Source organism: Prevotella communis, assembly GCF_022024115.1.
Taxonomy (GTDB): domain Bacteria; phylum Bacteroidota; class Bacteroidia; order Bacteroidales; family Bacteroidaceae; genus Prevotella; species Prevotella communis.
The window spans coordinates 1,366,093-1,390,840 of the sequence record NZ_CP091792.1 but is presented as its reverse complement, the minus strand read 5'-3'; the positions used below and the strand labels follow the sequence as shown (position 1 = coordinate 1,390,840).

Annotated in this window: 17 protein-coding genes; 12 read left to right on the top strand and 5 right to left on the bottom strand. The window is 48.0% G+C overall.

Annotated elements, in window-relative coordinates; translation table 11 throughout:
- Window positions 1-18: 18 nt before the first annotated feature.
- Window positions 19-459: a ribose 5-phosphate isomerase B gene (gene rpiB / locus L6468_RS05395; protein ID WP_237796122.1), complete on the top strand. Its 441-nt coding sequence runs from the start codon at window positions 19-21 to the stop codon at window positions 457-459.
- Between the two features lie 74 nt (window positions 460-533).
- On the opposite strand, the gene thrS is transcribed toward rpiB, so the two are convergent.
- Complete coding sequence (thrS, locus tag L6468_RS05390) at window positions 534-2,480, bottom strand: threonine--tRNA ligase (protein ID WP_237796120.1); 1,947 nt, start codon at window positions 2,478-2,480, stop codon at window positions 534-536.
- Window positions 2,481-2,561: 81 nt separating this feature from the next.
- Window positions 2,562-3,740: a DUF3078 domain-containing protein gene (locus L6468_RS05385; protein WP_237796112.1), complete on the bottom strand. Its 1,179-nt coding sequence runs from the start codon at window positions 3,738-3,740 to the stop codon at window positions 2,562-2,564.
- Window positions 3,741-3,820: 80 nt separating this feature from the next.
- Between L6468_RS05385 and yidC the strand changes: the two genes are divergently transcribed.
- The 3 genes from yidC to dpp5 are packed head-to-tail and all read left to right on the top strand — an operon-like array spanning window position 3,821 to window position 9,384.
- On the top strand, window positions 3,821-5,713 hold the full coding sequence (yidC, locus tag L6468_RS05380; RefSeq protein ID WP_237796106.1) for a membrane protein insertase YidC: 1,893 nt from the start codon (window positions 3,821-3,823) through the stop codon (window positions 5,711-5,713).
- A gap of 26 nt (window positions 5,714-5,739) precedes the next feature.
- Complete coding sequence (locus L6468_RS05375) at window positions 5,740-7,203, top strand: DUF1846 domain-containing protein (RefSeq protein ID WP_091815785.1); 1,464 nt, start codon at window positions 5,740-5,742, stop codon at window positions 7,201-7,203.
- Window positions 7,204-7,212: 9 nt separating this feature from the next.
- Window positions 7,213-9,384 carry a dipeptidyl-peptidase Dpp5 gene (dpp5, locus tag L6468_RS05370; RefSeq protein ID WP_237796100.1) on the top strand — a complete coding sequence of 724 codons (2,172 nt, stop codon included), beginning with the start codon at window positions 7,213-7,215 and terminating at the stop codon, window positions 9,382-9,384.
- A 64-nt stretch (window positions 9,385-9,448) separates the two neighbouring features.
- Here dpp5 and queC read toward each other — a convergent pair whose 3' ends face one another.
- Entirely contained in the window at window positions 9,449-10,108 is a 660-nt protein-coding gene (gene queC / locus L6468_RS05365) for a 7-cyano-7-deazaguanine synthase QueC (RefSeq protein WP_091815782.1), read from the bottom strand.
- A 112-nt stretch (window positions 10,109-10,220) separates the two neighbouring features.
- On the opposite strand from queC, the gene L6468_RS05360 reads away from it, so the two are divergent.
- The 8 genes from L6468_RS05360 (at window position 10,221) to L6468_RS05325 (ending at window position 19,834) form a co-directional block, all read left to right on the top strand.
- Complete coding sequence (locus L6468_RS05360; protein ID WP_091815779.1) at window positions 10,221-10,409, top strand: Sec-independent protein translocase subunit TatA/TatB; 189 nt, start codon at window positions 10,221-10,223, stop codon at window positions 10,407-10,409.
- Window positions 10,402-11,148, top strand: coding sequence for a twin-arginine translocase subunit TatC (gene tatC, locus L6468_RS05355; RefSeq protein WP_237796098.1), 747 nt, complete (start codon window positions 10,402-10,404; stop codon window positions 11,146-11,148). Before L6468_RS05360 ends, tatC begins: the two co-directional genes overlap by 8 nt.
- 33 nt (window positions 11,149-11,181) lie before the next feature.
- Window positions 11,182-12,078 carry an esterase-like activity of phytase family protein gene (locus tag L6468_RS05350; RefSeq protein WP_237796084.1) on the top strand — a complete coding sequence of 299 codons (897 nt, stop codon included), beginning with the start codon at window positions 11,182-11,184 and terminating at the stop codon, window positions 12,076-12,078.
- An 81-nt stretch (window positions 12,079-12,159) separates the two neighbouring features.
- Window positions 12,160-13,644 carry a 4Fe-4S binding protein gene (locus L6468_RS05345; RefSeq protein WP_237796082.1) on the top strand — a complete coding sequence of 495 codons (1,485 nt, stop codon included), beginning with the start codon at window positions 12,160-12,162 and terminating at the stop codon, window positions 13,642-13,644.
- Between the two features lie 33 nt (window positions 13,645-13,677).
- Entirely contained in the window at window positions 13,678-15,027 is a 1,350-nt protein-coding gene (locus L6468_RS05340; protein ID WP_237796081.1) for an aldo/keto reductase, read from the top strand.
- Entirely contained in the window at window positions 15,024-15,752 is a 729-nt protein-coding gene (locus tag L6468_RS05335) for a YjjG family noncanonical pyrimidine nucleotidase (RefSeq protein ID WP_237796074.1), read from the top strand. The genes L6468_RS05340 and L6468_RS05335 overlap by 4 nt, the downstream gene beginning before the upstream one ends.
- Window positions 15,753-15,762: 10 nt before the next feature.
- On the top strand, window positions 15,763-17,001 hold the full coding sequence (gene serB, locus L6468_RS05330; protein WP_237796067.1) for a phosphoserine phosphatase SerB: 1,239 nt from the start codon (window positions 15,763-15,765) through the stop codon (window positions 16,999-17,001).
- 1 nt (window position 17,002) lies between these two features.
- A complete protein-coding gene (locus tag L6468_RS05325; RefSeq protein WP_237796065.1) occupies window positions 17,003-19,834 on the top strand; it encodes an outer membrane beta-barrel protein in 2,832 nt (943 codons plus the stop codon).
- A gap of 58 nt (window positions 19,835-19,892) precedes the next feature.
- On the opposite strand, the gene L6468_RS05320 is transcribed toward L6468_RS05325, so the two are convergent.
- On the bottom strand, window positions 19,893-21,938 hold the full coding sequence (locus tag L6468_RS05320; protein ID WP_237796063.1) for a hypothetical protein: 2,046 nt from the start codon (window positions 21,936-21,938) through the stop codon (window positions 19,893-19,895).
- A 96-nt stretch (window positions 21,939-22,034) separates the two neighbouring features.
- Window positions 22,035-24,722 (bottom strand): 3'-5' exonuclease, encoded by a 2,688-nt coding sequence (locus tag L6468_RS05315; RefSeq protein ID WP_237796061.1) that lies wholly within the window; start codon window positions 24,720-24,722, stop codon window positions 22,035-22,037.
- Window positions 24,723-24,748 lie beyond the last annotated feature (26 nt).

Sequence of the window (24,748 nt, the reverse complement as noted above, 5' to 3'; positions counted from 1 at the left end):
TTTTAAAATCTTACGACTATGGAAGTAAAAACAGTTGGAGTTGCTTGCGACCACGCAGGCTTCGCTTTGAAACAGTTTGTACTCCAGTATCTGGAGGAGAAAGGCTATCCCGTGAAAGACTATGGCACATGGAGCGATGCCAGTGTAGATTATCCTGACTACGGTCATGCTTTGGCAAAGGGCATCGAAAGTGGTGAGGTTTACCCTGGTATTGCCATTTGTGGCAGTGGTGAGGGTATTTCTATGACACTGAATAAGCACCAGCAGGTACGCGCAGGTCTTTGCTGGATACCAGAGATTGCACACCTTATCCGTCAGCATAACGATGCCAACGTATTGGTAATGCCAGGTCGTTTTATCGACAACAACATGGCACGCAAGATTATGGATGAGTTCTTTACCGCGAGTTTCGAAGGCGGTCGCCACCAGAAACGCGTGGACAAGATTGCGATTCAGTGAGAAGAATAAATGCTAAATTAAAGAGGTCACCTCATCATGAAGTGACCTCTTTTTATTATATTAGAATTCTGAGATTAGAAATTCTTTGTCTGCTCAGCAACCTCAGCATTAATCTTGTCGATGAACTGCTGGATAGTCATGGTAGCCTGCTCGCCACCACCCTGCTGACGCATAGAGACAAGTCCCTCTGCAGCTTCCTTCTCACCAACAATAACCATGTAAGGAATACGTTTCAACTCATTATCGCGAATCTTACGACCCAACTTCTCGTTACGAAGATCGATAGAACCGCGAACACCCTGCTGGTTGAACTGCTCGAGCACTTTCTTTGCATAGTCGTTGTACTTCTCAGACAGAGGCAAAACAACCACCTGATCAGGAGTAAGCCACAAGGGGAAGTGACCACTGGTGTGTTCAATGAGTACAGCGGTGAAACGTTCCATAGAACCGAAGGGAGCACGGTGAATCATTACAGGTGTCTTCTTCTGATTATCCTCGTCGGTATATTCCAACTGGAAGCGCTTTGGCAGGTTGTAGTCCACCTGAATGGTACCCAACTGCCAACGACGACCAATAGCATCCTTAATCATAAAGTCAAGCTTAGGACCATAGAATGCAGCCTCGCCGTATTCCACCTTAGCGGGCAGGCCCTTCTCCTCACAAGCCTCCTGAATAGCCTTCTCTGCCAAGGCCCAGTCTTCATCACTTCCTACATATTTCTCATGATTATTAGGGTCACGCAGAGAAATCTGAGCCTCGAAATTGAAGCCGAAAGCAGAAAGCACTACATTGATAATATCCATCACGTTGAGGAATTCCTGCTTTACCTGATCTGGACGGCAGAACAGGTGAGCATCGTCCTGAGTGAACGAACGAACACGGGTCAAACCATGAAGTTCACCACTCTGTTCGTAACGGTAAACGGTACCAAACTCAGCAATACGCAGAGGCAGATCCTTATATGAACGGGGTTTCCATGCAAAAATTTCGCAGTGGTGAGGACAGTTCATAGGCTTCAACAGGTACTCTTCACCCTCCTCAGGAGTCTGGATGGGCTGGAAAGAATCCTTACCATAGTGATCCCAGTGACCAGAGGTAACATAGAGATTTTTAGAACCAATATGAGGAGTTATAACCTCCTGATAGCCATAACGTTTCTGAACCTTACGCAAGTGATCCTGAAGGCGTAGACGCATATCCGTGCCCTTTGGCAACCAAATAGGCAAACCCTTACCAACCTTGTCGGAGAACATAAAGAGTTCCATCTCCTTACCAATCTTACGATGGTCGCGTTTCTTAGCCTCCTCCAACATAACAAGATACTCGTCGAGCATCTTCTTCTTGGGGAAAGAGATACCATAGAGACGCTGCATCTGCTCACGGTTGGCATCGCCACGCCAGAAAGCACCGGCAACAGAGGTCAGCTTGATAGCCTTAATCTCGCCCGTATCCATCAAATGGGGACCACGGCAAAGGTCGGTGAAAGCACCCTGTGTATAGGTGGTGATAGTACCATCCTCGAGGTCCTGCTCGATATGTTCGCACTTATAGGTCTGACCATTAGCAGCAAACTCCTTCAGAGCATCAGCCTTAGCAACTTCCTTGCGAACCACAGGCTCCTTCTTTGAGGCCAGTTCACGCATTTTGTTCTCGATGGTAGCAAAATCGCTCTCCTTGATGCTCTCACCATTAGGCAGCAGCACATCGTAGAAGAAGCCACTCTCTACAGCAGGACCGAAACCGAACTGAATGCCAGGATACAATTCCTGGAGTGCTTCAGCCAGCAAGTGGGCAGAGGTGTGCCAGAAAGTATGCTTACCCTGCTCATCGTCCCACTTATAGAGCTCAATCTGTGCGTCCTCATTGATAGGACGGTTTAGCTCCACCGTTTCGCCATTCACACCGCAAGCCAAAACGCTGCGAGCCAGAGCAGGCGAAATGCTCTCGGCAATTTGAAGTCCCGTTACGCCCTGCTCATAAGAGCGAACAGATCCGTCGGGAAAAGTAATTTTGATTTCCATATCTACAATATATGTTTAAGTTTAAGCGGGTGCAAAGGTAGTATTTATTTTGAATAATACAAAGAAAATCAAGAATAACCTTTAGAAATTATAAGAGAATCCCAGTGAAGAGTACTCTTTGAACTGCCAATAGCCCAGATTTTCGTCACGATTGTTGGCATCGTCGAAACGAGGGAAGAGAAACAGGTTGGCCGAGATATACTTCGATACACGCAGGGTAAACGTATTCTCCCACTCCACTTCTGAACGGTGATAACTGGAGAATCCATAGATGCGCGTCTTCCAAGAAAGCACATCATTGACCTGCCAAGTGAGCGACGCCGTTATTTGCGAACCGAAGTCAGTCAACGAATGACTATGGTCCGGCGTCTTAACACCAAAACTCGCGGCCAAATCGGCACGGTCAACATAACGATAGTTCACAGCGAGAGGCGACATATTGATAGTACCCGTAAGCTTATTGGCAAGAGCCTGTACCTTATAGTCCATACCAAGACCGACGCTCAGGTTAAAAGGCGACATAAAGTCAGAGAACACCTTTGTATTGTTTGACTTCAAACCATGATAAAACTGCGTGTAGGCCAACATCTGTAAAGTATAGTACCAACGATTGGCAGCCTGCAATCCTACCTTTCCCGTATAACGAATCAAGTCCTCATTGGTCTTGAACTTATGAACAGTGTCTGAAGGTGATGTCTGGAAACCCAACTTCATCTCCAGTTTATTATCCCACTTCCATTTTGACTTATTGTCATAATTAGCCTCAAGTGTCACAGAACCTACTGCAGCCTGATTACTCTCACCGCCTTTATACCAGTTGTCCGACACATAATTCTGCATGAATTGCAAATTCGCATCACCTTTGTACTTCCAGAAATTTGGTTTTTCTATAACAACCTCAACAGGAGCAGCTTCAGGAGTCTCTGGCATTGGTGCTGCCTGTTCCACCATCTCTACCTCCTGCATTACGGGTGTCTCGATGATATCCTGACGCAAGGAACCAGCCTCTTCCTGTTCAGATTCGGTAACTTTCACCAATTCCGGGCGTTTCAGATAAACGTGCATAAGCGCCTGATCTATAGCCTGACTCACCTCATCAGAGTCATTAGAAATAATATTAAATTGACTACTTGCTACGTTGTGATAAAACGTCAGCGGAGCGAAAAGACGATAATAAAGCCCAGTGTTTTTCAACTGAGGCTCTGCCGCCGAAAGACCCATTGAACTGACAGCAGCAATAAATAATGCTAATTTTCTCATAACCGAGTGCAAAGTTATGATTTTTTTTCGTAACTTTGCACCTTGTTTGTAAAAAAGTAACAAAAAGTAAGATAATTAATATGAACAGAAACACTTTGATTGGTTTCAGTCTCATTGCAGTGGTACTCATTGCATTCAGTTACATGAGTTCTCCCTCGCAAGCAGAGATTGATGCTTACAACCATGAGCAGGACAGTATTGCTGCTGTCAAGATGGCTCAGGAGCAACAACAGATTGTACAGGATACGTTAAAGGGACAGAAGGCTGCAGCTGCCATTGACTCAGCTGCCCTTTTCTTCCCTTCAATGAGTGACTCACTGGCTGGCGTCAACAGTCTCGTTACATTGAAGAACGACTCACTGGAATTGACGTTCAACACACAGGGTGGTACCATTGCCAGCGCACGTATCCTGGGCCATAAGGACACCTTGAACAATATGGGCGTTCAACTCTTCACCGAGAATGGACAACACATGGACTTCATCATCAAGGGTCTGAAGCAGTATATTAACACCCGCGACCTTTATTTCACGCCAACCCAAGAAGCTGACGGTTCACTCACAATGACAGCTCAGGCTCAGGGCAACGGACAATTGATTTTCAAATACCGACTGGGTCCTGACTATATGCTGCATTTTTCCATGCAGGCCGTAGGACTGGGTGACCAGCTCGACCCCACCAACAAAGAAGTGGTTATTCTATGGCAGGACTCTTGTCGCCAGCAGGAGCGCGGTTTCACATTCGAGAACCAGCGTTCGGCTTTGACATATAAGTTTCACAATGGCGGTACCGACTACCTGAGCGAGACATCAGAAAAGAAAGAGACTACCGAAGAACCTATTGACTGGGTGGCATTCAAGAACCAGTATTTCTCAGCTGTACTCATATCAAGAGATGCATTCAACACTGGTGCAGAACTAGCCAGCACACCTCTGGATAAGAGCACACGCATCCTAAAGAACTATGACGCACGCCTCACCACGAAGTTCGATCCCACAGGTCTGCAGGCATCAGAATTTGAAATGTACCTTGGTCCTAACGACTTCCGTCTGATTCAGGATGTAGAGGCCCAGAGTGAGTTTGGCAAGGATCTTGAGCTGGAGCGTTTGGTCTACCTGGGATGGCCTCTATTCCGCTTCATCAACCGTTGGTTCACACTGTATGTCTTCGACTGGCTCACGAAGTTGGGTCTGCCAATGGGTATTGTTTTGATTCTCATCACAATGCTGCTGAAGCTCATAACCTACCCCATGGTGAAGAAGAGTTATATGTCAAGCGCAAAGATGCGCGTTCTGAAACCCAAACTCGAAGAAGCAACCAAGCAGTACAACAAGCCCGAGGATCAGATGCAAAAGCAGCAGGCCATGATGCAACTCTATGCAAAATACGGAGTATCTCCTCTGGGTGGCTGTCTGCCAATGCTGATTCAGATGCCTATCTGGATTGCGATGTTCAACTTCGTACCTAACGCCATACAGTTGCGTCGTGAGTCGTTCTTGTGGATGGAAGACTTGTCAACATACGACCCCATCCCCTTCATCGGACAGTGGGATACGCATATATGGGGTATCGGTGACCATCTCTCGCTGACCTGTATTCTGTTCTGTGTGAGCAACATCCTCTATTCATATATGACCATGCGCCAGCAACGCGACCAGATGGTAGGACAGCAGGCCGAGCAGATGAAGATGATGCAGTACATGATGTACGTCATGCCTGTGATGTTCTTCTTCATGTTCAATGACTACGGCTCAGGTCTGAACTTCTATTACTTCATCTCCCTGTTTTTCTCTGCAGCTATCATGTGGACACTCCGCAAAACAACTGACGACGAGAAGCTGCTGGCTATCCTTGAGGCTAAATACAAAGAGAACCAGAACAACCCCAAGAAGGCAAGTGGCTTGGCTGCCCGTCTGGAGGAGATGCAGAAGCGCGCTGCCGAGATGCAGAAGCAACAGCAGAACAGAAAGTGACAAGTGAATATAAAGGGAGAGAAAAAATGAAAATAGGTTTCGACAACGAGAAATATCTCAAAATCCAGTCAGAGCACATCAAAGAGCGAATTGCCAAATTTAATGGTAAGCTATACCTCGAGTTGGGTGGAAAACTCTTCGATGACCACCATGCATCACGCGTATTGCCAGGCTTCAAGCCAGACTCAAAACTACGTATGTTTGCACAGTTACGTGACCAGCTGGAAATCGTCATCGTAGTAAGTGCCGAAGACATCGAGAAAAATAAGGTACGTGCAGACTTGGGCATTACCTATGATGAAGACGTGCTGCGTCTGCGCGAGGAATTCATGAATCGCGACTTTATGGTAGGATCTGTCGTCATCACTCATTATAACGGTCAGAATGCAGCAGATCAGTTCCGTCATCGACTGGAGCGCATGGGCATCAAGTCGTATGTACACTACCTTATCGATGGTTATCCCCATAACGTGGAACTCATTGCCAGCGACGAAGGCTTTGGTAAGAACGACTACGTTGAGACATCTCGAGAGCTCGTCATCGTCACAGCTCCAGGTCCAGGTTCTGGCAAGATGGCAGTATGTCTCAGTCAGCTCTACAATGAGAATAAGCGCGGTGTACAGGCTGGTTATGCCAAGTTTGAGACTTTCCCCGTATGGAGTCTGCCCCTGAAGCATCCTGTAAACATCGCCTATGAAGCAGCTACCGCCGACCTCAACGATGTGAACATGATTGACCCCTTCCATCTGGAAGCCTACGACAAGATTGCCATCAACTATAATCGCGACATTGAAATATTCCCTGTGCTTAACGCACTGTTTGAGGGCATCTATGGTGAGAACCCCTACAAGAGTCCTACAGATATGGGCGTCAACATGGTGGGCTTCTGCATTAGCGATGACGAGGTATGCTGCCAGGCCAGTCGCGACGAGATTATCCGTCGATACTACGATGCGACCAACAAAATGGCGGAGGGTATTGACAACGAGAAGGAAATCAACAAGATTCTGATGCTTTTCAATCAGGCAAAGATTACCACCGCTTATCGTCGTGTCACCGTAGCTGCTCAAGCCAAACAAGAACTCACTGGTCAGACCTCTGCCGCAATGGAATTGGAAGATGGCACCATCATCACAGCGAAGTCATCACCCCTGCTGGGTTGCTCTGCTGCTCTGCTGCTCAATGCCACCAAACACCTTGCAGGCATCAGCCATGAGGCAAAACTGATTCCACAGAGTCTCATTGAACCTGTTCAGAAAACTAAGATAGAATACTTAGGAGGTAAGAATCCCCGTCTGCATACTGATGAGGTGCTGGTAGCCCTGAGCGTATTGTCAAAGGACGATGAGCAGTGCCGCAAAGCATTGGAACAGTTGCCCCGTCTGCGCGGCTGCCAGGTACATTCTACCGTAATGCTCTCAGAAGTAGATCGTAAGATATTCAAGAAACTGGGGTGCGGCCTGACCTGCGATCCCGTGAAGAAGAAATAAATGACGCTTATGAATAAATTATTAGCAATTGGTGCCGCAGCTCTGCTACTCACGGCTTGCGGCTCACAGAAAGACAATAACGAAGTGAACATCCAAAAACAAACCATACAGTTGGAGAATGACCAGATGACGCCAGAGGCACTCTGGGCTATGAGTCGTATCGGTGGTTATCAGGCTTCACCTGACGGACAGCATATCGTTTTCCAGATGGGCTACTATAGTGTAGAAGAAAACAAAAGTCACCAGGTGCTTTGGATGATGAATGCTGATGGATCAGAACAGAAGCAACTTACTGAAGATGCCGACAATGAAACGGATGCGCAATGGCTCGACAACGAGACCGTAGCCTTCATCAAGGGTGGCGAAGTGTGGAAGATGAGTCTTAACGGCTCAGCCCGCAAACAGCTTTCAGAGACAGAAGGTCAGGTTGAGGGTTTCCAGTTCTCTCCCGACCGTTCAAAGGTCATCATTCTGAAGAGCATCCCCTTCAACGAGGTAATCAAGGAAAAACCTGCCGACTTGCCAAAGACTACAGGCCGTGTGGTAACAGACCTGATGTATCGTCACTGGGACCACTACGTGGAGAGTATCCAGCACCCCTTCGTATTCACAGTAAACGATGATTTTTCTGTTGCCAGCGAAGGTACAGACATCCTTGAGGGCGAGCCTTTCGAATGTCCAATGGAACCCTTTGGCGGTATGGAACAACTGGCTTGGAGCACCGACTCTAAACAGATTGCGTACACCTGCAGGAAGAAGACTGGTCTGCAGTATTCTATCTCTACTGACTCAGACATTTTCCTTTATGATGTAGAAAAGAAAGAGACCAAGAATCTCTGTAAGCCTGCCGACTATGTAGAGCCTGCCATCGAACCTACCAAAACCATGCTTAATCAGGCAGTCAACGCCCCTGAGAATCTGAAGAACTTGCCTGGCTACGACCAGAATCCTAAGTTCTCACCTGACGGCCGCTATCTGGCTTGGACATCTATGGCACGAGACGGCTATGAGGCCGACCGTATGCGTCTGTGCTGCTACGACCTGAAAACAGGTGAGAAGACATTCCTTACGGAGTCGTTTGATTCAAACGTGGACGATTACTGTTGGGCACCTGACGCGCGTACCATATATTATATAGGTGTATGGCACGCCACAGAGAATCTCTACAGCACTAACCTTCAGGGCGAGGTAAAACAGATGACAAACTTTCAGGCTGATTTCGGTTCACTGCAGATGCTGAACGACAAGCAGATTCTGGCAGAGAAACATTCTTACACAGAACCCGCCGATCTCTATGTGGTGACACCAAACGATACTGATAATGGCGTAGCTATTACTCAGATTACCGAGGTCAACAAAGAAATCCTTGACCAGCTTGGAAAACCTTCTGTAGAACAGTACTGGGTGAAGACCACCGATGGTAAGGATATGCTCACATGGGTGATTCTGCCTCCTCATTTCGACAAGACAAAGAAATACCCCACCCTGCTCTTCTGTGAGGGTGGTCCCCAGAGTCCTGTGTCACAGTTCTGGAGCTATCGCTGGAACTTCTTTATCATGGCTTCTCAGGGTTATGTCATCGTGGCTCCCAACCGTCGCGGACTGCCTGGCTTCGGTCAGGAATGGCTTGAAGCCGTTTCTGGCGACTGGACAGGTCAGTGTATGCACGACTATCTCGCCGCTATCGACTTTGCCTGCGACGAACTGCCTTATGTTGACCGCGACCGTCTGGGTGCAGTAGGTGCTTCATTCGGTGGTTTCAGCGTCTATTACCTTGCTGGTCATCACGACGGACGCTTTAAGTGCTTCATTGCCCATGACGGAGCTTTCAACCTCGAGGCTATGTACACAGAAACAGAGGAAAACTGGTTCTCTAACTGGGAGTATGATGATGCTTACTGGAACAAGGACCAGACGCCTCGTGCTAAGAAGACCTACGATAACTCTCCCCACCGCTTTGTGGATAAATGGGATACACCTATCCTATGCATCCATGGCGAGAAGGATTACCGCATCAATGCGACACAGGGCATGAGTGCTTTCAATGCAGCCCGCATGCGTGGTATCGAGGCCGAGTTACTGATATTCCCCGACGAGAACCACTGGGTGTTGAAACCACAGAACGGTATTCTTTGGCAACGCACCTACTTTGAGTGGTTGGATCGCTGGTTGAAGAAATAGGAAGAACTACAGATAAAAATATAGGGAGTGATTGATTCACTCCCTATATTTTTTTAATTTCACTTTATTCGTATTCCGTTGGATCAGGAATACCGGCATCGGCCAGTGCCTCTTTTCGTTCTACGCACGTGCCGCATTTGCCACAGTGTTTATCTCCACCTTTGTAGCACGACCATGTCTCGGCATAGTTGATACCAAGTTCTTTTCCACGGGCAGCAATCTGTCCTTTTGTGATATTCGTATAAGGCGAAATCAGATGCACGCCGTTGTATGTACCAGCATGGGCTGCAGCATCGAAAGCCGCAACGAAATCAGGGCGGCAGTCAGGATAAATCGTATGGTCGCCACCATGATTTGCCATCATCACATACTGCAGTTCGCGACTCTCTGCCATACCCACGGCAATGCTCAGCATGATGCCATTACGGAAAGGCACCACCGTAGATTTCATGTTCTCGTCAGCATAATGTCCCTCAGGGATAGCCTCCGAACCTTGCAGTAACGAGCTTTCGAAATACTTACCCATAAAATCCAGAGGAATCACGATATGTTCTATACCCAGCCGTTCACAGTGCAGACGGGCAAAAGGAATCTCCTTGGCGTTATGATTTGACCCATAGTCGAACGAAATAGCCAATGCGATGCGCTCCTTGTAATCATACAGCAACGTGACACTATCCATGCCACCGCTTAATATCAAAATTGTATCCTTTTTTGTTTCCATGCGTACAAAGTTATATTAGTAGGCCGCAAAGGTACAAAATTTTTGTGACAATCTTATCAAATCTCATTTTTTTTACCTAAATTTGCATCCGATATTAAAAACCCTACAGATTATGATTGGACTTAACACATTACTCTTCCTTGGATTGGGCGCACAGGAGTTGCTGCTCATTGCCCTCATCGTGCTACTTCTTTTCGGTGGAGCCAAGATTCCCGAACTGATGCGCGGCCTAGGCAAGGGCGTTAAGAGTTTCAAGGAAGGCATGAAGGAAGTTAACGACGAGGTCAAAAAGGATGAATAATAGCGAACCGGTAACCTTCTGGCAGCACCTTGATGTGCTCCGATGGGTCATCCTGCGTTCGCTGGTTGTCACCACTATCTTCGGCATTGCCGCCTTCTGTATGAAGGACTGGCTCTTTGCCGTTGTACTGGCTCCACGTACTAGCGAGTTCATCACCTTTCAGTGGCTGGGCGTAGAGCCATTCAGTATTCACCTGATGAACACGGGACTCACGGAGCAATTTATGACCCACATGCGTGTGGCCATCTATGCAGGTTTGCTCTGTGCCGCCCCATACGTCATCTTCGAACTATTCCGTTTTGTTTCTCCCGGACTTTACCAAAACGAACGTCGTGCTGCTTTCTGGGTAGTCACCACGGGCTATCTGATGTTTATTCTTGGCACCTTGCTCAACTATTTTCTGATTTTTCCCCTCACCGTGCGTTTTCTGGGGACCTATCAGGTCAGTGCAGAGGTAGAGAATATGCTCACACTTCAGTCTTATACAGACACACTTGTCTCTATGAGCCTAATCATGGGCGTAATTTTTGAACTCCCCATTGTATGTGCAATCCTTGGCCGTCTGCATCTTATCAGCTCCAGCCTCATGAGTCGTTATCGACGTCATGCCATCGTGGCAATCCTCGTCATTGCCGCCATCATCACCCCTACTACTGATATTTTCACCCTTCTGGTCGTCTCCCTGCCAATCTGGTTGCTCTATGAGTTCAGTATCCTTGTAGTGAAACTGATTCGATAAAGTCCACACCTTTACATTCTCTTTACAACAAAGATGAAGAAGACTATTGTATTGCTCTACTTGATGGTATTGTGGACTTCAGTCATAATAGCCCAGAAACCACAAAGATTTCATCAAGAGTTGCCTGCAGGAAACTACAGTGGGATAACGGCTTTGGGGAATAACAGATATGCCGTGGTGAGCGACAAGTCGGAAACAGAGGGATTCTTTATTCTGCATATTGAGACAGACAGCGTCAAAGGGTGCATCACATCACTAGAGAACGAGGGATTTCAATCCAGCGGTTTGCCAAACAGAGATGTAGAGGGAATCTGCTATCGCCCCACAACAAATACTGTTTTCATATCTGGAGAGAAGGATAATGAGGTATATGAATATACTTTGGATGGAAAACGAACCGGACAACGCCTGGAGATGCCAGACATCTTCAAGAAGGCAGGACACAACTACGGATTGGAATCGCTGACCTACGACAGGAAACGGCATTTATTCTATACTACCTGTGAAAGGCTCCTGGAAGGTGACTCCCTGCTTCGTATCCAATCCTTCAGTGATAACCTGAAACCAGGGTTCTGCTACTATTATAAACCTGATGAACCAATCAGTAAGAAGCATTTCTATGGAGTTTCGGAACTCTGCGCATTAGAAGACGGACGATTATTGGTTTTAGAGCGTCAGATTCGTGTGCCAAAACTAAAACTGGGCGCATCCACCATTATCCGTATCTACGAGACTACGCCAACGGATAAGTCCATATTAGAAAAGAGATTAGTCAAAGAGTTTCGCACCCGACTAAGTCTCACCAGTCGTAAGTTTGCGAATTACGAAGGACTCTGTGAGATACAGGGAAACCGTCTGCTACTGATTGCTGATTCACAGAACAGATTCAAAGGTTTTCTGCGCGACTGGTTTCTGATAATTGGATTTTAAAATACTCATGCCTGAAAATACGCAATTTATTTGGTGTTTTCCTTGCTTATTCGTATCTTTGTAGCCACAAATACTATTACTATGCTTCGAAAAATCAGAATTACACTGGGCAGTGTGATGTTCATAGGACTGTCACTGCTGTTCCTGGACTTTACGGGAACACTACACCAATGGCTTAGCTGGATGGCCAAAGTGCAGGCTTTAGAGGCCGTATTGGCACTGAATGTGGCTGTCATCGCGGGGCTCGCTGTACTCACGTTTCTATTTGGACGTATCTATTGCTCCATCATCTGTCCACTGGGGGTAATGCAGGATGTTTTCGGATGGTTGGGTAAAAAATCCAAGAAAAACAGGTACACCTTTTCTAAAGAATACAAGTGGCTGAGATATGGTCTGCTCGCTATATTCATCGCAGGTTGTCTGGCAGGTGTCGGCACTATCATTGAGCTGTTGGCTCCTTACTCTGCCTTTGGCCGCATCTGTACCATGCTGCTGCAGCCTTTGTGGATGTTGGGTAATAATGCACTGGCATCAATTGCAGAGCATTACGAGAGTTATGCATTCTATGGCGTAGACGTATGGATGAAGTCACTCCCCGTATTCTTCATCGCCCTGCTCACGCTGATTATCATTGCTATCTTAGCCTGGCGAAACGGTCGTACATACTGTAACACCATTTGTCCTGTAGGCACGGTACTGTCGTTTATCTCACGTTTCTCACTGCTGAAGATTCATTTCGACGAGGATAAATGCAAGAACTGTTCGCTGTGTACCAAGAACTGTAAGGCGGCCTGCATAGATTTCAAGAATCACAAGGTCGATTATAGTCGTTGCGTAGTATGTGGGGACTGCATCAAGAGTTGCAAGTTTGGAGCACTGAGCTATTCTAGAAAAACTAGTGGGACCAGTAAAACTGGTACGACTAGTGATGCTAGCGTCGATGCCAACAAACGTTCTTTCTTGATTGCCACAGCCCTTGTATCTACAGCAGCCTTAGCACAAGAAAAGAAACACGTTGATGGAGGACTGGCAGATATCATCGAGAAGAAAGCGCCTGAAAGAAAGACACCAATAGTACCACCAGGTGCCCGTTCGCTGAAGCACATGACACAACACTGTACGGGCTGTCAGCTGTGCGTATCAAAATGTCCCAACGACGTTTTGCGTCCCAGCATGGATATCACAAATCTGATGCAGCCCGTAATGTCATTCGAGAAAGGCTATTGCCGTCCGGAATGTACACGTTGTTCAGAGGTTTGTCCTGCCGGTGCCATCAAACTGATAGACAAGGAAGAGAAGTCAGGTATTCAGATAGGTCATGCTGTGGTCTATCCCGACTTCTGTCTTTCGGCTTTGGGTGAAAACGAGTGTGGCAACTGTGCCCGTCATTGTCCAGTAGGTGCCATTGAGATGGTGCCCAGCGATCCTGAAGACGATCTGTCACCATCTGTTCCCGCAGTCAACGAGAATGCCTGCATAGGTTGCGGTGCCTGTGAGCACCTATGTCCTGTGCGCCCACTATCGGCCATTCACGTAGAAGGTCATGAGGTTCACAAGATGATTTGAGGTTTGAGATTTGAGATTTGAGAATTAAGAATTATGGATAGAAGAGATTTCTTAAAATATATGGGACTTGGCTCAGCTGCTGCTATTGCAGCTTGTGCAGGAAAGAAGAGTGACAACGGCAATGACATTGGCGAGCCACCTGTGGGACAAATGACATACAGGACCAACCCCAAGAACAACGACAAGGTATCCGTATTAGGCTACGGCATGATGCGACTGCCACAACTACCTGATTCTGAAGAGTTTGATCAGGATATGATCAACCAACAGACAGACTACGCCCTGGAGCATGGCGTGAACTACTTCGACACATCGCCCGTGTACTGTCGTGGGCTGTCAGAACGCTGCACAGGTATCGCCCTGAGTCGCCATAAGCGCGAGGAATATCTCGTAGCCACGAAGTTATCAAACTTTGGTGATGCTTCACGCGAAGGATCGATGCAGATGTACCAGAACTCGTTCAAGGAACTGCAGGTTGAGTATATTGACTACTATCTGCTGCACGCCATCGGAGGCAGTATGGAGGAGTTCAACAAACGCTATGTAGACAACGGCATGATGGACTTCCTCATGCAGGAGCGCGAGGCTGGAAGGATTCGGAACCTGGGCTTCTCATTCCACGGTCAGAAAGAAGTGTTTGATGAGGTATTGGCTATGACAGACCAGTATCACTGGGACTTCGTACAGATTGAGCTGAACTATCTGGACTGGAACTATGCCAACGAGATTAACAGCTTTAATGTGGATGCTTCCTATCTCTATGCAGAACTGGAGAAACGTCATATTCCAGCTGTCATCATGGAACCTCTTCTCGGAGGCCGTCTGGTCAAGGACCTGCCACAATATGCCATCAACGAACTGAAACAGCGCGACCCGCAGAAATCAATCGCATCATGGGCCTTCCGCTATGCAGGTACCCCAGAGGGTGTACTCACCGTACTGAGTGGTATGACTTTCATGGAGCATCTGAAAGATAACCTTCTCTCCTACTGTCCGTTGGAACCTCTGACGGAAGAGGAGCAACGATTCCTGGACACAGAGATTGCACAACAGATGATGGAGATGGGTACAATCCCCTGCAACAACTGCCAATACTGCATGCCCTGTCCCTATGGTATCGATATCCCAGGTATCTTCGTACATTATAATAAATGGTTGGTGGAAAAGACGTTGCCTAAGGACAAAGGTGACGAGAACTACCGCAAGAACCGTCGTAACTACCTCATCAGTCTGGACCGTGCCATCCCCAAGGACCGTCAGCCCGACCACTGCATCATGTGTAACCACTGCATTGAGGTGAAGACCTGTCCTCAGAAAATACGTATTCCTCAGGAACTGAAAAAGATTGCTGACCTGATGGAACAACTGAAAAGAGACGAATGAAACAGTACACAGACATATTTTTAGATTTCGACGATACACTTTATGACACCCACGGCAATGCCGTGATAGCACTCGCTGAGACGTATGAGGACTTTCATTTGGACCGCTATTTCAACGATCCACAGGCGTTTTACGAAGACTATTGGAAGACCAACATCGACCTGTGGGGACGCTACTCCAAGGGTGAGATAACACGCGATTATCTTATCGTTGAGCGTTTCCGTCACCCACTTTGTGTGAGTGAAGAATTACGAGTGAAAAATGAGCAGTCAGCCTCTGCCTTCGAAGACTATTGTCTCAAGATAAGCGATGTATTCCTTGACTACTGCTCATCAAAGCCTGGCGTCATTGATGGTGCCCACGAACTGATGGATTATCTCCGCGACAAAGGCTATAGGCTACACATGTGCAGCAACGGTTTTCATGAGGTACAATACAAGAAGCTGAAGGCCTGCGGATTAAGCAACCACTTCGACACCATCATCCTGAGTGAGGATGCAGGCGTCAATAAACCTTCACCATTATTCTTTGAATATGCACTGAAACAGTCGGGTGCCAAGAAGACATCAACAATCATGATTGGGGACAACTTCCAGACAGACATCCTTGGTGCAAAGAATTCCGGCCTAGATACCATTTTCTTTAATCACTGGCCAGAATATCCTGCAACAGAGCCTGTAACTTATGAAGTAAAAGCATTAAAAGATATTATGAACATCCTATAAGATTAAACATATGGAACAGAAGAAAGAAGAACAAATACTTGTACGCATCACTGGTCAGGATCGTCCTGGACTGACCGCATCGGTGATGGGCATACTTGCAAAATACGACGCACAGATTCTAGATATCGGTCAGGCCGATATCCACGCCACCCTGTCACTGGGCATCCTTATTCGCATGGAAGAAGAGCACTCGGGACAGGTGATGAAAGAACTGTTGTTCAAGGCTACCGAACTGGGCGTAAACATCGGCTTTGCCCCTATCACCGATGAAGAATACGAGGACTGGGTGGGCCATCAAGGCAAGAACCGCTATATCCTCATGGTGATGGGGCGCCAGTTGGAAGCCAAGCAGATTGAAGCTGCCACACGCGTCATTGCCGATCAAGGTCTGAATATTGACTCCATCATCCGTTTAACTGGTCGTAAGAGTATCAAGAACCCAGCTAAGCACACCCGTGCCTGCATTGAATTCTCACTGCGCGGCGAGCCCGCCAACCGTCACGAGATGCAGTCAAAGTTCCTCAAACTGTCGGCCGAGATGGAGATTGACTTCTCTTTCCAGCGTGATGATATGTTCCGCCGTATGCGTCGCCTTATCTGTTTCGATATGGACTCCACCCTTATCCAGACCGAGTGTATCGACGAGTTGGCCGAGCGCGCTGGCGTTGGTGCACAGGTGCGTGCCATTACCGAGAGCGCTATGCGTGGCGAGATTGATTTCAAGGAAAGTTTTACGCGTCGTGTAAAATTGCTCAAGGGTCTCGATGTCAGTGTGATGCAAGATATTGCCGAACATCTGCCCATCACCGAGGGCGTTGACCGCCTGATGACCATCCTCAAGCGCTGCGGCTATAAGATAGCCATTCTCAGTGGTGGATTCACCTATTTCGGCGAACACCTGCAGCGCAAATACGGTATTGACTATGTCTATGCCAACGAGTTGGAGGTCGACGAGAACGGCAAGCTCACCGGTAACTATGTGGGCGAGATTGTGGACGGCCATCGTAAGGCTGAACTTCTGAAACTCATTGCACAGGTAGAGAAAGTGAACCTGGCCCAGACTATTGCCGTGGGCGATGGTGCCAACGACCTGCCTATGATATCCGAAGCCGGACTGGGCATCGCCTTCCACGCTAAACCGCGTGTGGTGGCCAACGCCAAGCAGAGCATCAATACCATCGGACTCGATGGCGTGCTTTATTTCCTTGGTTTTAAAGACTCCTATCTCGGTGATCAAGGCAAACTATAATATGAAGACAATACTAGTTGGAATAGCAGTTTGGCTATCGGCCTTAGCTTGCTATGCACAAGCCGACACCACTCAGGTTAGGAAAAAGAAAGAGCGCACCATTGAACTATCGGGCGAAGTCTATGACTCGTTCACCAAGGCCAAGGTGAAAGCACTCATCACATTGATGCGTTCAGACTCTACGTTTGTGGACTCTATGACCTGTTGGACATGGAGCACTTCTTCTTATTACCAGTTTAAGGTACCTGCTAAGAATGCCGACTATATCATCAAAGCCTCTGCCGAAGGATATAATGATACCACAATGAACTATAAGTTGCGCCATATTGCACGCAACTCATGGTTTGAACTGCCTCGCATCCTCATGAAGAAGAAGCAGCGCAGCGACGATGATATCTATAAGGAAATCGGACTCGGAGGAGTCGTCGTAACAGGTACCAAGGTAAAACTGGCCTATCGTGGTGACACGCTGGTGTATAATGCCTCCGCCTTTAACCTGCCAGAAGGTTCTATGCTCGACGGACTGATTCGTCAGATGCCCGGTGCCGAACTCAAGGACAACGGAGACATCTATATCAACGGCAAGAAAGTGGACTATCTCACGCTGAACGGTAAGGACTTCTTTAAGGGACAGAACAAGGTAATGCTCGACAACCTGCCCTACTACACCGTGAAGGAACTGAAAGTCTTTGACAAGAGTACCAAACAGAGTGAACTCATTGGCCATGATGTCGAGAAGAAAGACTACGTGATGGATGTGCAGCTGAAGCGCGAATACAATCGTGGTCTGATGGGTAATATTGAAGGCGGGTACGGTACCGACAAACGTTACATGGGACGCCTGTTCGGCCTCTACTATGATGACCACTCACGTGTAAGCGTCTTTGCTAATGCCAACAACGTGAATGAAACCCACAGGCCTGGAGCTGAAGGCGAATGGACACCCAGTAATACGCCGCAGGGACTAAGGTCTATGAAACAGACGGGCCTGCATATTGAGACCGAAGATGCTGACAAAAACTGGGAGACCAACCTCGATGCCGTCTTCGCATGGGATGATGCCGATAATATGAGCCGTACTTCCAGCGAGCGCTTTGCCACAGGCGGAAATATCCTTGGAGGCTCTGAGTCATGGAGCCGCCAGAAAGATTTCCGTTTTCAGGCCTTTGACTACTTCCAAATAAAGAAGCCTGTCACATTGTGGGGTACACTCAATGTCACCTATACCAATGGGCATCGCACTAACGGCAGTCAGGACTCCACCTACCGCGAGAGCCTCATCAACCAATCCTTCAACGACGGATTGACACGTTACCGCACGCTGAACCTAAGTGGTACAATCGGCTTACATCATAAATTCGCCTGGGGCGATTATCTGATGGGCGGACTGACTGGCAGCTATACGCGCCAGAAACCAAGCGACAGCTGGACGATGAACCGCACACTCTTCACACAGACAAGTGATACGGACCTGCGCCATAACTATGCCGACACACATGGTGACAATTATAGCTATGAGGCAGAATTCGGCTATTATCTCCAGCTACTCAACAGGTGGTTTATTGGCGCCAATGCCAGTTATACGCAGTCGTTAGACAATAGCAATAACCTGCGTTATCGCCTGGACCGTTTGGCTGAGGACAAACTACAGACGGAATGGCTACCTTCCACGCATGAAGAACTGAAGAGTGTGATAGACCTTAACAACTGCGACGAGCAACAACTGCTTACTCGTACCGCCAGTACCACATTAGAGGTCATGCACTCCAGCGACAATGAGTATTTCTCATTCTCACTCCCCATCAAGAATCCACACGAGCGACTTTATTATAATGACTTTGCCGGGCTCGACACCATTGCCCGTCGCAGTTACGTGGAAATAGCGCCTAGCATCAGCTGGTCGCGCTGGGGCAAGAAGAATGGCCTGAACAGCTTAGGCTATAGCATGAACATGAGCAGACCATCCTTGGCAGACCTGATGCCCGTCGATGATACAACCAACCCACTGGTCACCACCATCAACAACCCTGACCTGAAACCTACGCTGACACATAACGTGAATATCGGTTTTCAGTTCAACAATGACTCCATCCGCCGTTTCATCCGTGTGTGGAGTAATGCCTCGCTGACTCAGCACTCTATTGGTACACGCACCATCTACGATACCGCGACAGGTGTCTATACCTATATGCAGGACAATATCAACGGCAACTGGAACTGGAACCTCGGCACGAGCTATGAGCAACCACTCGACAGTGCCAAACGAATCACCCTGCAACAGCGTTTCAGCGTCGATTATCTCCATTCTGTAGATTTCGATGTGGTCTATGAATCCAATAAGCCCTTTGAGGAATATGACTTCCTGAAGAGCACCGTACACAACTGGACGCTCAACGAGCACCTGGGTGTAGAATACCAAAAGGACAAGCTCACCATTGGTATCAGCGGCGAGATAGACTGGCGCCGTTCAACCAGCCATCGTGCCAACTTCGAGAATATCTCGGCCTTCGACTATAACTACGGTGGACTGCTGCGCTACACCATTCCCTGGGTAGAACTGAACATCGCTACCGACATCCGCATGTATAGTCGCAGGGGCTATCAGAGTGAGATGATGAACACCGACGACCTGGTGTGGAATGCCGAACTGGCACGCTCACTGTTCAACGAGAAACTCACATTGAAGTTCACGGCCTTCGACCTGCTGCACCAGCTTTCCAACAAGCAATACAGCGTCAATGCACAAGGTCGCACAGAGACTTGGAACAACTGCATCCCCCGCTACCTGATGCTCTCCGTTGCCTATAAGTTCAATAAACAACCAAAGAAATAAAAAAAATAAGAGGTGAGACGTTTCAATCTCACCTCTTATTTTTTATGATAGCATTCCCTTAGTTAATCAGGAATATCTTGGTCTGACCGTTGTAGGTAGCCTTCACTGTAGCACGGCCCTCAACGATAGGACTAATCTCGCACTTCACGCCTGGCACGTCAGCCTTAGCCTCCAGCTTGGTATTAGCCTTCAGAGGACCATAGACCTGATAGCGAATCTGGTCGGCATAGCCATTCTGATTGTTGAAGCGGATAGGTGTGGTGGGGATATTCAACTTCTGGCCATCAGCAGTAATAGTGAGCTGAGGAACAACAGGAGCCGTATGTTCTGCACCTTTAGAGAAACTGATTCCGTGGAGGTCGAACAAGCCCTGAGGGCGCTGAGGCTGCTGGGGACCACGACCAAAGCCAGGACGTCCCTGAGGCTGCTGGGGCTGCTGTACCTCTGGACCATCAGCCACGAGGTAGATAGCATGCTTGCCACTAAGACCCTCTAAAGCAGGAACGGCAGCATAAAACATTGTCTCCTTACGGTCTGCATTAGCGGGCACGTCAACGACAGCAATCTCCTGACCCTTCCAGGGATCATCCAACTTAACGCGAATCTTGAAGGCGCCCTTGCCACTGGGTGTCAGATTGAGACCAAGTGTAGTCTTGTCACCAGCCTTAGTTCCCTCGAAAGCCTTACAGCCCTTGGTATCCTGAGCCAGTCCACCGAAACCAAAGTACTTGAAACCAACAATACCACCATTCTGGATACCAGCGAGGTCCATAGAGTTGTTCCACACGTCGTGGTTGTCCTGCATCCAGTTGTTGGCGTTGGGGCCATACATGAAGGCAGCATAACCAGCGCTATAATAGTTATAAGGAGGCAAACCAAAAATCTGGAAGCCCTCGCTGGTCACCTCAGCACCTGTATATTCATTGCCGTCGGTAGCCTTTGCAGTCCACACATTATCCTTTTTATAAGGATCATAACCAGTGATAACCACCTTACCACCCTTAGCCACAGGCTTCTTGTCCCATGTAATCTTCACAGGAGCCACCATAGCCTGACGAGCATTACCAAAGCCACGTGGAGGACGATGATAGAACACATACCACTGTCCGTTGATTTCCTGTAGCGAACCGTGTGTGTTATGGCCAGCGTTCGTTGTAATCAACTTTGAGCCATCCTCATTCAGGACAACACCACGAGAGTCAACCAACACGCCACCAGAACGCCAGGGACCTAGGGGAGAGTCGCCATAGGCATAGCGCAGAGCTGAGTTCGTGTTGCCCAGGCCATACTCCTTGCCAGAGTAACCAGAGAACACCATCACGTACTTATTACCCACCTGACGGATACTTGATGCCTCGAAGAAATTGAAGTCTTTAGGATCCTGACCCTTATAAAGAGCCTTATACTCGCTGCCAGCCTTATCCAACAGACGACCGTCGGCACTTACAGCAGGAATAAACGGATCTATGGGTTCCGTTCCGGGACGCTTAGAATACATCGTGTTCTGGTCAAGTTCTACAGCAGTAGAGTGCTGGAAACCATAGAACACGTAAGCACGGAAACCGATGTTATAATCCTTATCTTTCTTATCCGTGATATTCTCAATGAATACTGAGGGGTCGAAATCAATCAGTGAACCAGGCAGACACTGGCGACCATCCTCTGTGAGGTTGATGGGTTTAAAGGGACCATTGGGGCGGTCACCCTTACACACCATTGGCGTGCGACGCCAGCCACGAGAGTGAGGATAGAGGTAGTAAGTCTTCTTACCAGTTGTTCTGTCCTTTACCTCCACCAAGTCAGGCGCATACATCGTGTCCCACTGACCATCTACAAACCACGAGAAGATTGGACCTTCATCGCGCCACTGACTGAGGTCTTCTACAGGTGCTGACCACATACGGATATCTGGACCGCAGTAGGCTGAATAGTTCACATCGTGCGAACCAATGATGTAAGCACGAAACTTTCCCGGCTGATCGGGATCTTCAAACACACGGGGTTCACCATCGGGCACATGTTCCCACAATGGCAAATAGGGATTCTGGGCATTGATACCCATTGTGGCTGCGAAAGCCACAGCTAATAAAAAGATCTTCTTCATAAAACTCGTTAAAGGTTTTTATTCCGACTGCAAAGGTACCAAAAATCCGCGACAAGACTTTTGGATTATGTGTCTTATCCTTCTGATTTTGTTACATCAGGCAAAGAATTGGCGGATAGAAGCCATATAACGGGTTAATTGTTTGGGATAACTGCGTCCCCAGCGCGTGATGCTGTTATGACAAAAGCTGATGGTCAGCCGTTTGCGGGCGCGTGAGATAGCCACATAGAATTTGCGTGCCTCTTCCTGTCCGCCACTCTCTGTATCGGCATAGACGCTGGGATATTTTCCTTCCACCGCATCATAGACGATGACATGGTCAAACTCCAGTCCCTTTGCCTTATGTACCGTACTCACAAAAACACGGTCCGTCATACTGGAAGCCCCACAGAGGTCGGCCTCCTTCATGGTGGTCAGGTCCTGGATATGCCGGTGAAGCTGGTCAACCAACGACAGTCCACTGGCAGATGAAATCAGTTCCTGTTCTATATACCTTATTATATATGGCAGCTTTGGCATATGACCTATACGGCCAATGTCACGCAGATAGTCAAACGTATATTGCAGTTCAGCCGAGAGTGGTGTAATACCACTCTGCACATAGAGCCTGCTACGCGAATGCTGATAGAGGTCGGCATAGAGATGACGGAAGCGGTCTATGGTTTTCTGGTGACGTCTGATAAACTCCTGCTGACGTCCGACGATACTCCTGGCACGATCATAGCAATAAATCATCAGACTATTCGTAGCCAGTATATCATCATTAGCCAGGTGCGAGTTATGTCCCTCAAGCCCCAGCTGTACCAATAAGTCCTTTAACTTATAACTCTTCAGGCGCGGACGCAGCAGGCGTGCCATCTTCAGACTATCAAAATAAGAAGGCCAAATCCGGTACATCGACAGGTCTGGTGCATATCGCTGCATGTTATGCTCCATAATCTGATAGTCGTAAGTAGCATTATGTCCCAGGATAGCACAGCCACGGGAGAAATCCACAAATCGTTGTAAGGCCTCCTGATGCGACAGATGCGGTTGTGCCGCATACTCCTCTACCAGCGGGTTCACCACCTCGCCCAGCATCTCAGGAATCGTACGTTCTGTCTCAATGAAGATATTCAACTCCTCTATTACCCTACCCTGTCTGACCTTCACGGCTGCAATCTGCACGACATCATCCTCAAAGACATTCAGGCCTGTGGTCTCTGTATCAAACACCACAACATCCTGTTTCTCATAGACCTTGACAAACTCACTCAGATAGGTAGAACCCTCATAATCCAGGAAATCAACAGGCGACAAGGCCAGTTCCATCACCTGACGTACGAACTGCCTTGAGGCACTATTGGAAGTATAGACATGAAGCCCGGTAAACAGATGCGACCAGGCTATGAAATTCTGTTCCATCGACACCACACTGAGATGAGCCAACAGCAGACGCACCTCTGGCGTAGAGAAACAGTCGATACCAGATATCTTGAAATGTGGCAAGGTCTGCAACGCACCACTCACGTCATCGGCATCACTATTGAAAGCCACGATTACCGCCACCGTGTCGTCAGGATACTGTTCGTAGATACGACGTACCTCATGCGCCACGATGTTAGCCTCATCCACATTCGTATCAGCCTCAAGAAACTGCAGGTCGCCTACCTGCTTCTCCGTCTTGTTTTGCGTTGATGGCAACAGGTCATGAGCTATACCCAGTTGCTGTTCACCATACTGATTAAAGACATCCAGCAGATACTGGGGTGAACGGTAGTTGACGAAGAAATTATGGAAATGTCCCTCGCCGCAGCGCTCTTTCAACAACGTCAGCGTGTCCGTCTGTGCACCCATAAAAGAGAATATAGCCTGCTGAGTATCACCTAGATACACTACAGTTGCTTCAGTATCAGTAAAACCATCAATAATTGCCAGTTGAAGCGGATTCAGATCCTGAACCTCATCTATCTGAAGCCATTTCAGTTTCTTGATAGGATGCGCTTCCACCTGTTCTGCATGATGCGATTCTGTCGCATCATACTGCACCAGCATATCGTAGGTTTTCAGGAGCAGGTCCTCAAAATCCATCAGATCGTTTTGCAGCTTGTATAATTCATACTGACGGGCCGCATTCAGGCTCAACAAGAGGGCTGCGGCCTCCCTACTGAGCAACGCATGCTCATCCAGGAACAGACTGGCTTGATGATATAGCGTGATAGACGAGTCCTGTGTATATGGCAGACGGAAAGCGATACACAATTCCTTCAAAGCCGATGGCTGCATGGCATCACGATGTACCATCAGTTTCGACGGATAACGATGCTCACACTGATACATCAGGTGTTGCAGGTTCAGTATCTGAGAATAGCGCTGTCTGTCCTTGTTGTCACCCAGCACTTTCAGTTCATCCTCACCCAGGAAATCAGCCATGATACTAAACGACGTGTCATTATCTATCACAGCCGTATGCTCTGGCACAATACCGTTCTCAAACAGAAAGCGCGAGCAGAAGCGATGCACATTACCCACAAAGAGCGCATCCAGTCCTTTCACGTTACCCATACGCTCATAGATACGTTCCTTCATGCCTCGTGAGGCACGATTAGTAAAGGTCAGACAAGCCATATCGGCAAATTCCTCCCCATGTTCATGAGCCCATACGATACGCTCGGCAAGCACAGCCGTCTTACCGCAACCTGGAGGGGCGAGCACCAGATGACAGCCCCCCGTAGCCTCAATGACTTGTTGTTGTTCTGTGTTAAATGTCATCACCACATTGCAAAGGTAACCCTTTTCTGGCATATTGACAAGCGTTTTAGTTAAATATA

Bases quoted from the DNA above. Each gene is read 5' to 3' on its own strand.
- L6468_RS05385 (WP_237796112.1), bottom strand. From the start codon at position 3,740: ATGAGAAAATTAGCATTATTTATTGCTGCTGTCAGTTCAATGGGTCTT.
- L6468_RS05375 (WP_091815785.1), top strand. From the start codon at position 5,740: ATGAAAATAGGTTTCGACAACGAGAAATATCTCAAAATCCAGTCAGAG.
- serB (WP_237796067.1), top strand. From the start codon at position 15,763: ATGGAACAGAAGAAAGAAGAACAAATACTTGTACGCATCACTGGTCAG.
- L6468_RS05315 (WP_237796061.1), bottom strand. From the start codon at position 24,722: ATGCCAGAAAAGGGTTACCTTTGCAATGTGGTGATGACATTTAACACA.
- L6468_RS05320 (WP_237796063.1), bottom strand. From the start codon at position 21,938: ATGAAGAAGATCTTTTTATTAGCTGTGGCTTTCGCAGCCACAATGGGT.
- tatC (WP_237796098.1), top strand. From the start codon at position 10,402: ATGAATAATAGCGAACCGGTAACCTTCTGGCAGCACCTTGATGTGCTC.
- L6468_RS05350 (WP_237796084.1), top strand. From the start codon at position 11,182: ATGAAGAAGACTATTGTATTGCTCTACTTGATGGTATTGTGGACTTCA.
- L6468_RS05345 (WP_237796082.1), top strand. From the start codon at position 12,160: ATGCTTCGAAAAATCAGAATTACACTGGGCAGTGTGATGTTCATAGGA.
- L6468_RS05335 (WP_237796074.1), top strand. From the start codon at position 15,024: ATGAAACAGTACACAGACATATTTTTAGATTTCGACGATACACTTTAT.
- thrS (WP_237796120.1), bottom strand. From the start codon at position 2,480: ATGGAAATCAAAATTACTTTTCCCGACGGATCTGTTCGCTCTTATGAG.
- L6468_RS05360 (WP_091815779.1), top strand. From the start codon at position 10,221: ATGATTGGACTTAACACATTACTCTTCCTTGGATTGGGCGCACAGGAG.
- dpp5 (WP_237796100.1), top strand. From the start codon at position 7,213: ATGAATAAATTATTAGCAATTGGTGCCGCAGCTCTGCTACTCACGGCT.
- L6468_RS05340 (WP_237796081.1), top strand. From the start codon at position 13,678: ATGGATAGAAGAGATTTCTTAAAATATATGGGACTTGGCTCAGCTGCT.
- yidC (WP_237796106.1), top strand. From the start codon at position 3,821: ATGAACAGAAACACTTTGATTGGTTTCAGTCTCATTGCAGTGGTACTC.
- rpiB (WP_237796122.1), top strand. From the start codon at position 19: ATGGAAGTAAAAACAGTTGGAGTTGCTTGCGACCACGCAGGCTTCGCT.
- queC (WP_091815782.1), bottom strand. From the start codon at position 10,108: ATGGAAACAAAAAAGGATACAATTTTGATATTAAGCGGTGGCATGGAT.
- L6468_RS05325 (WP_237796065.1), top strand. From the start codon at position 17,003: ATGAAGACAATACTAGTTGGAATAGCAGTTTGGCTATCGGCCTTAGCT.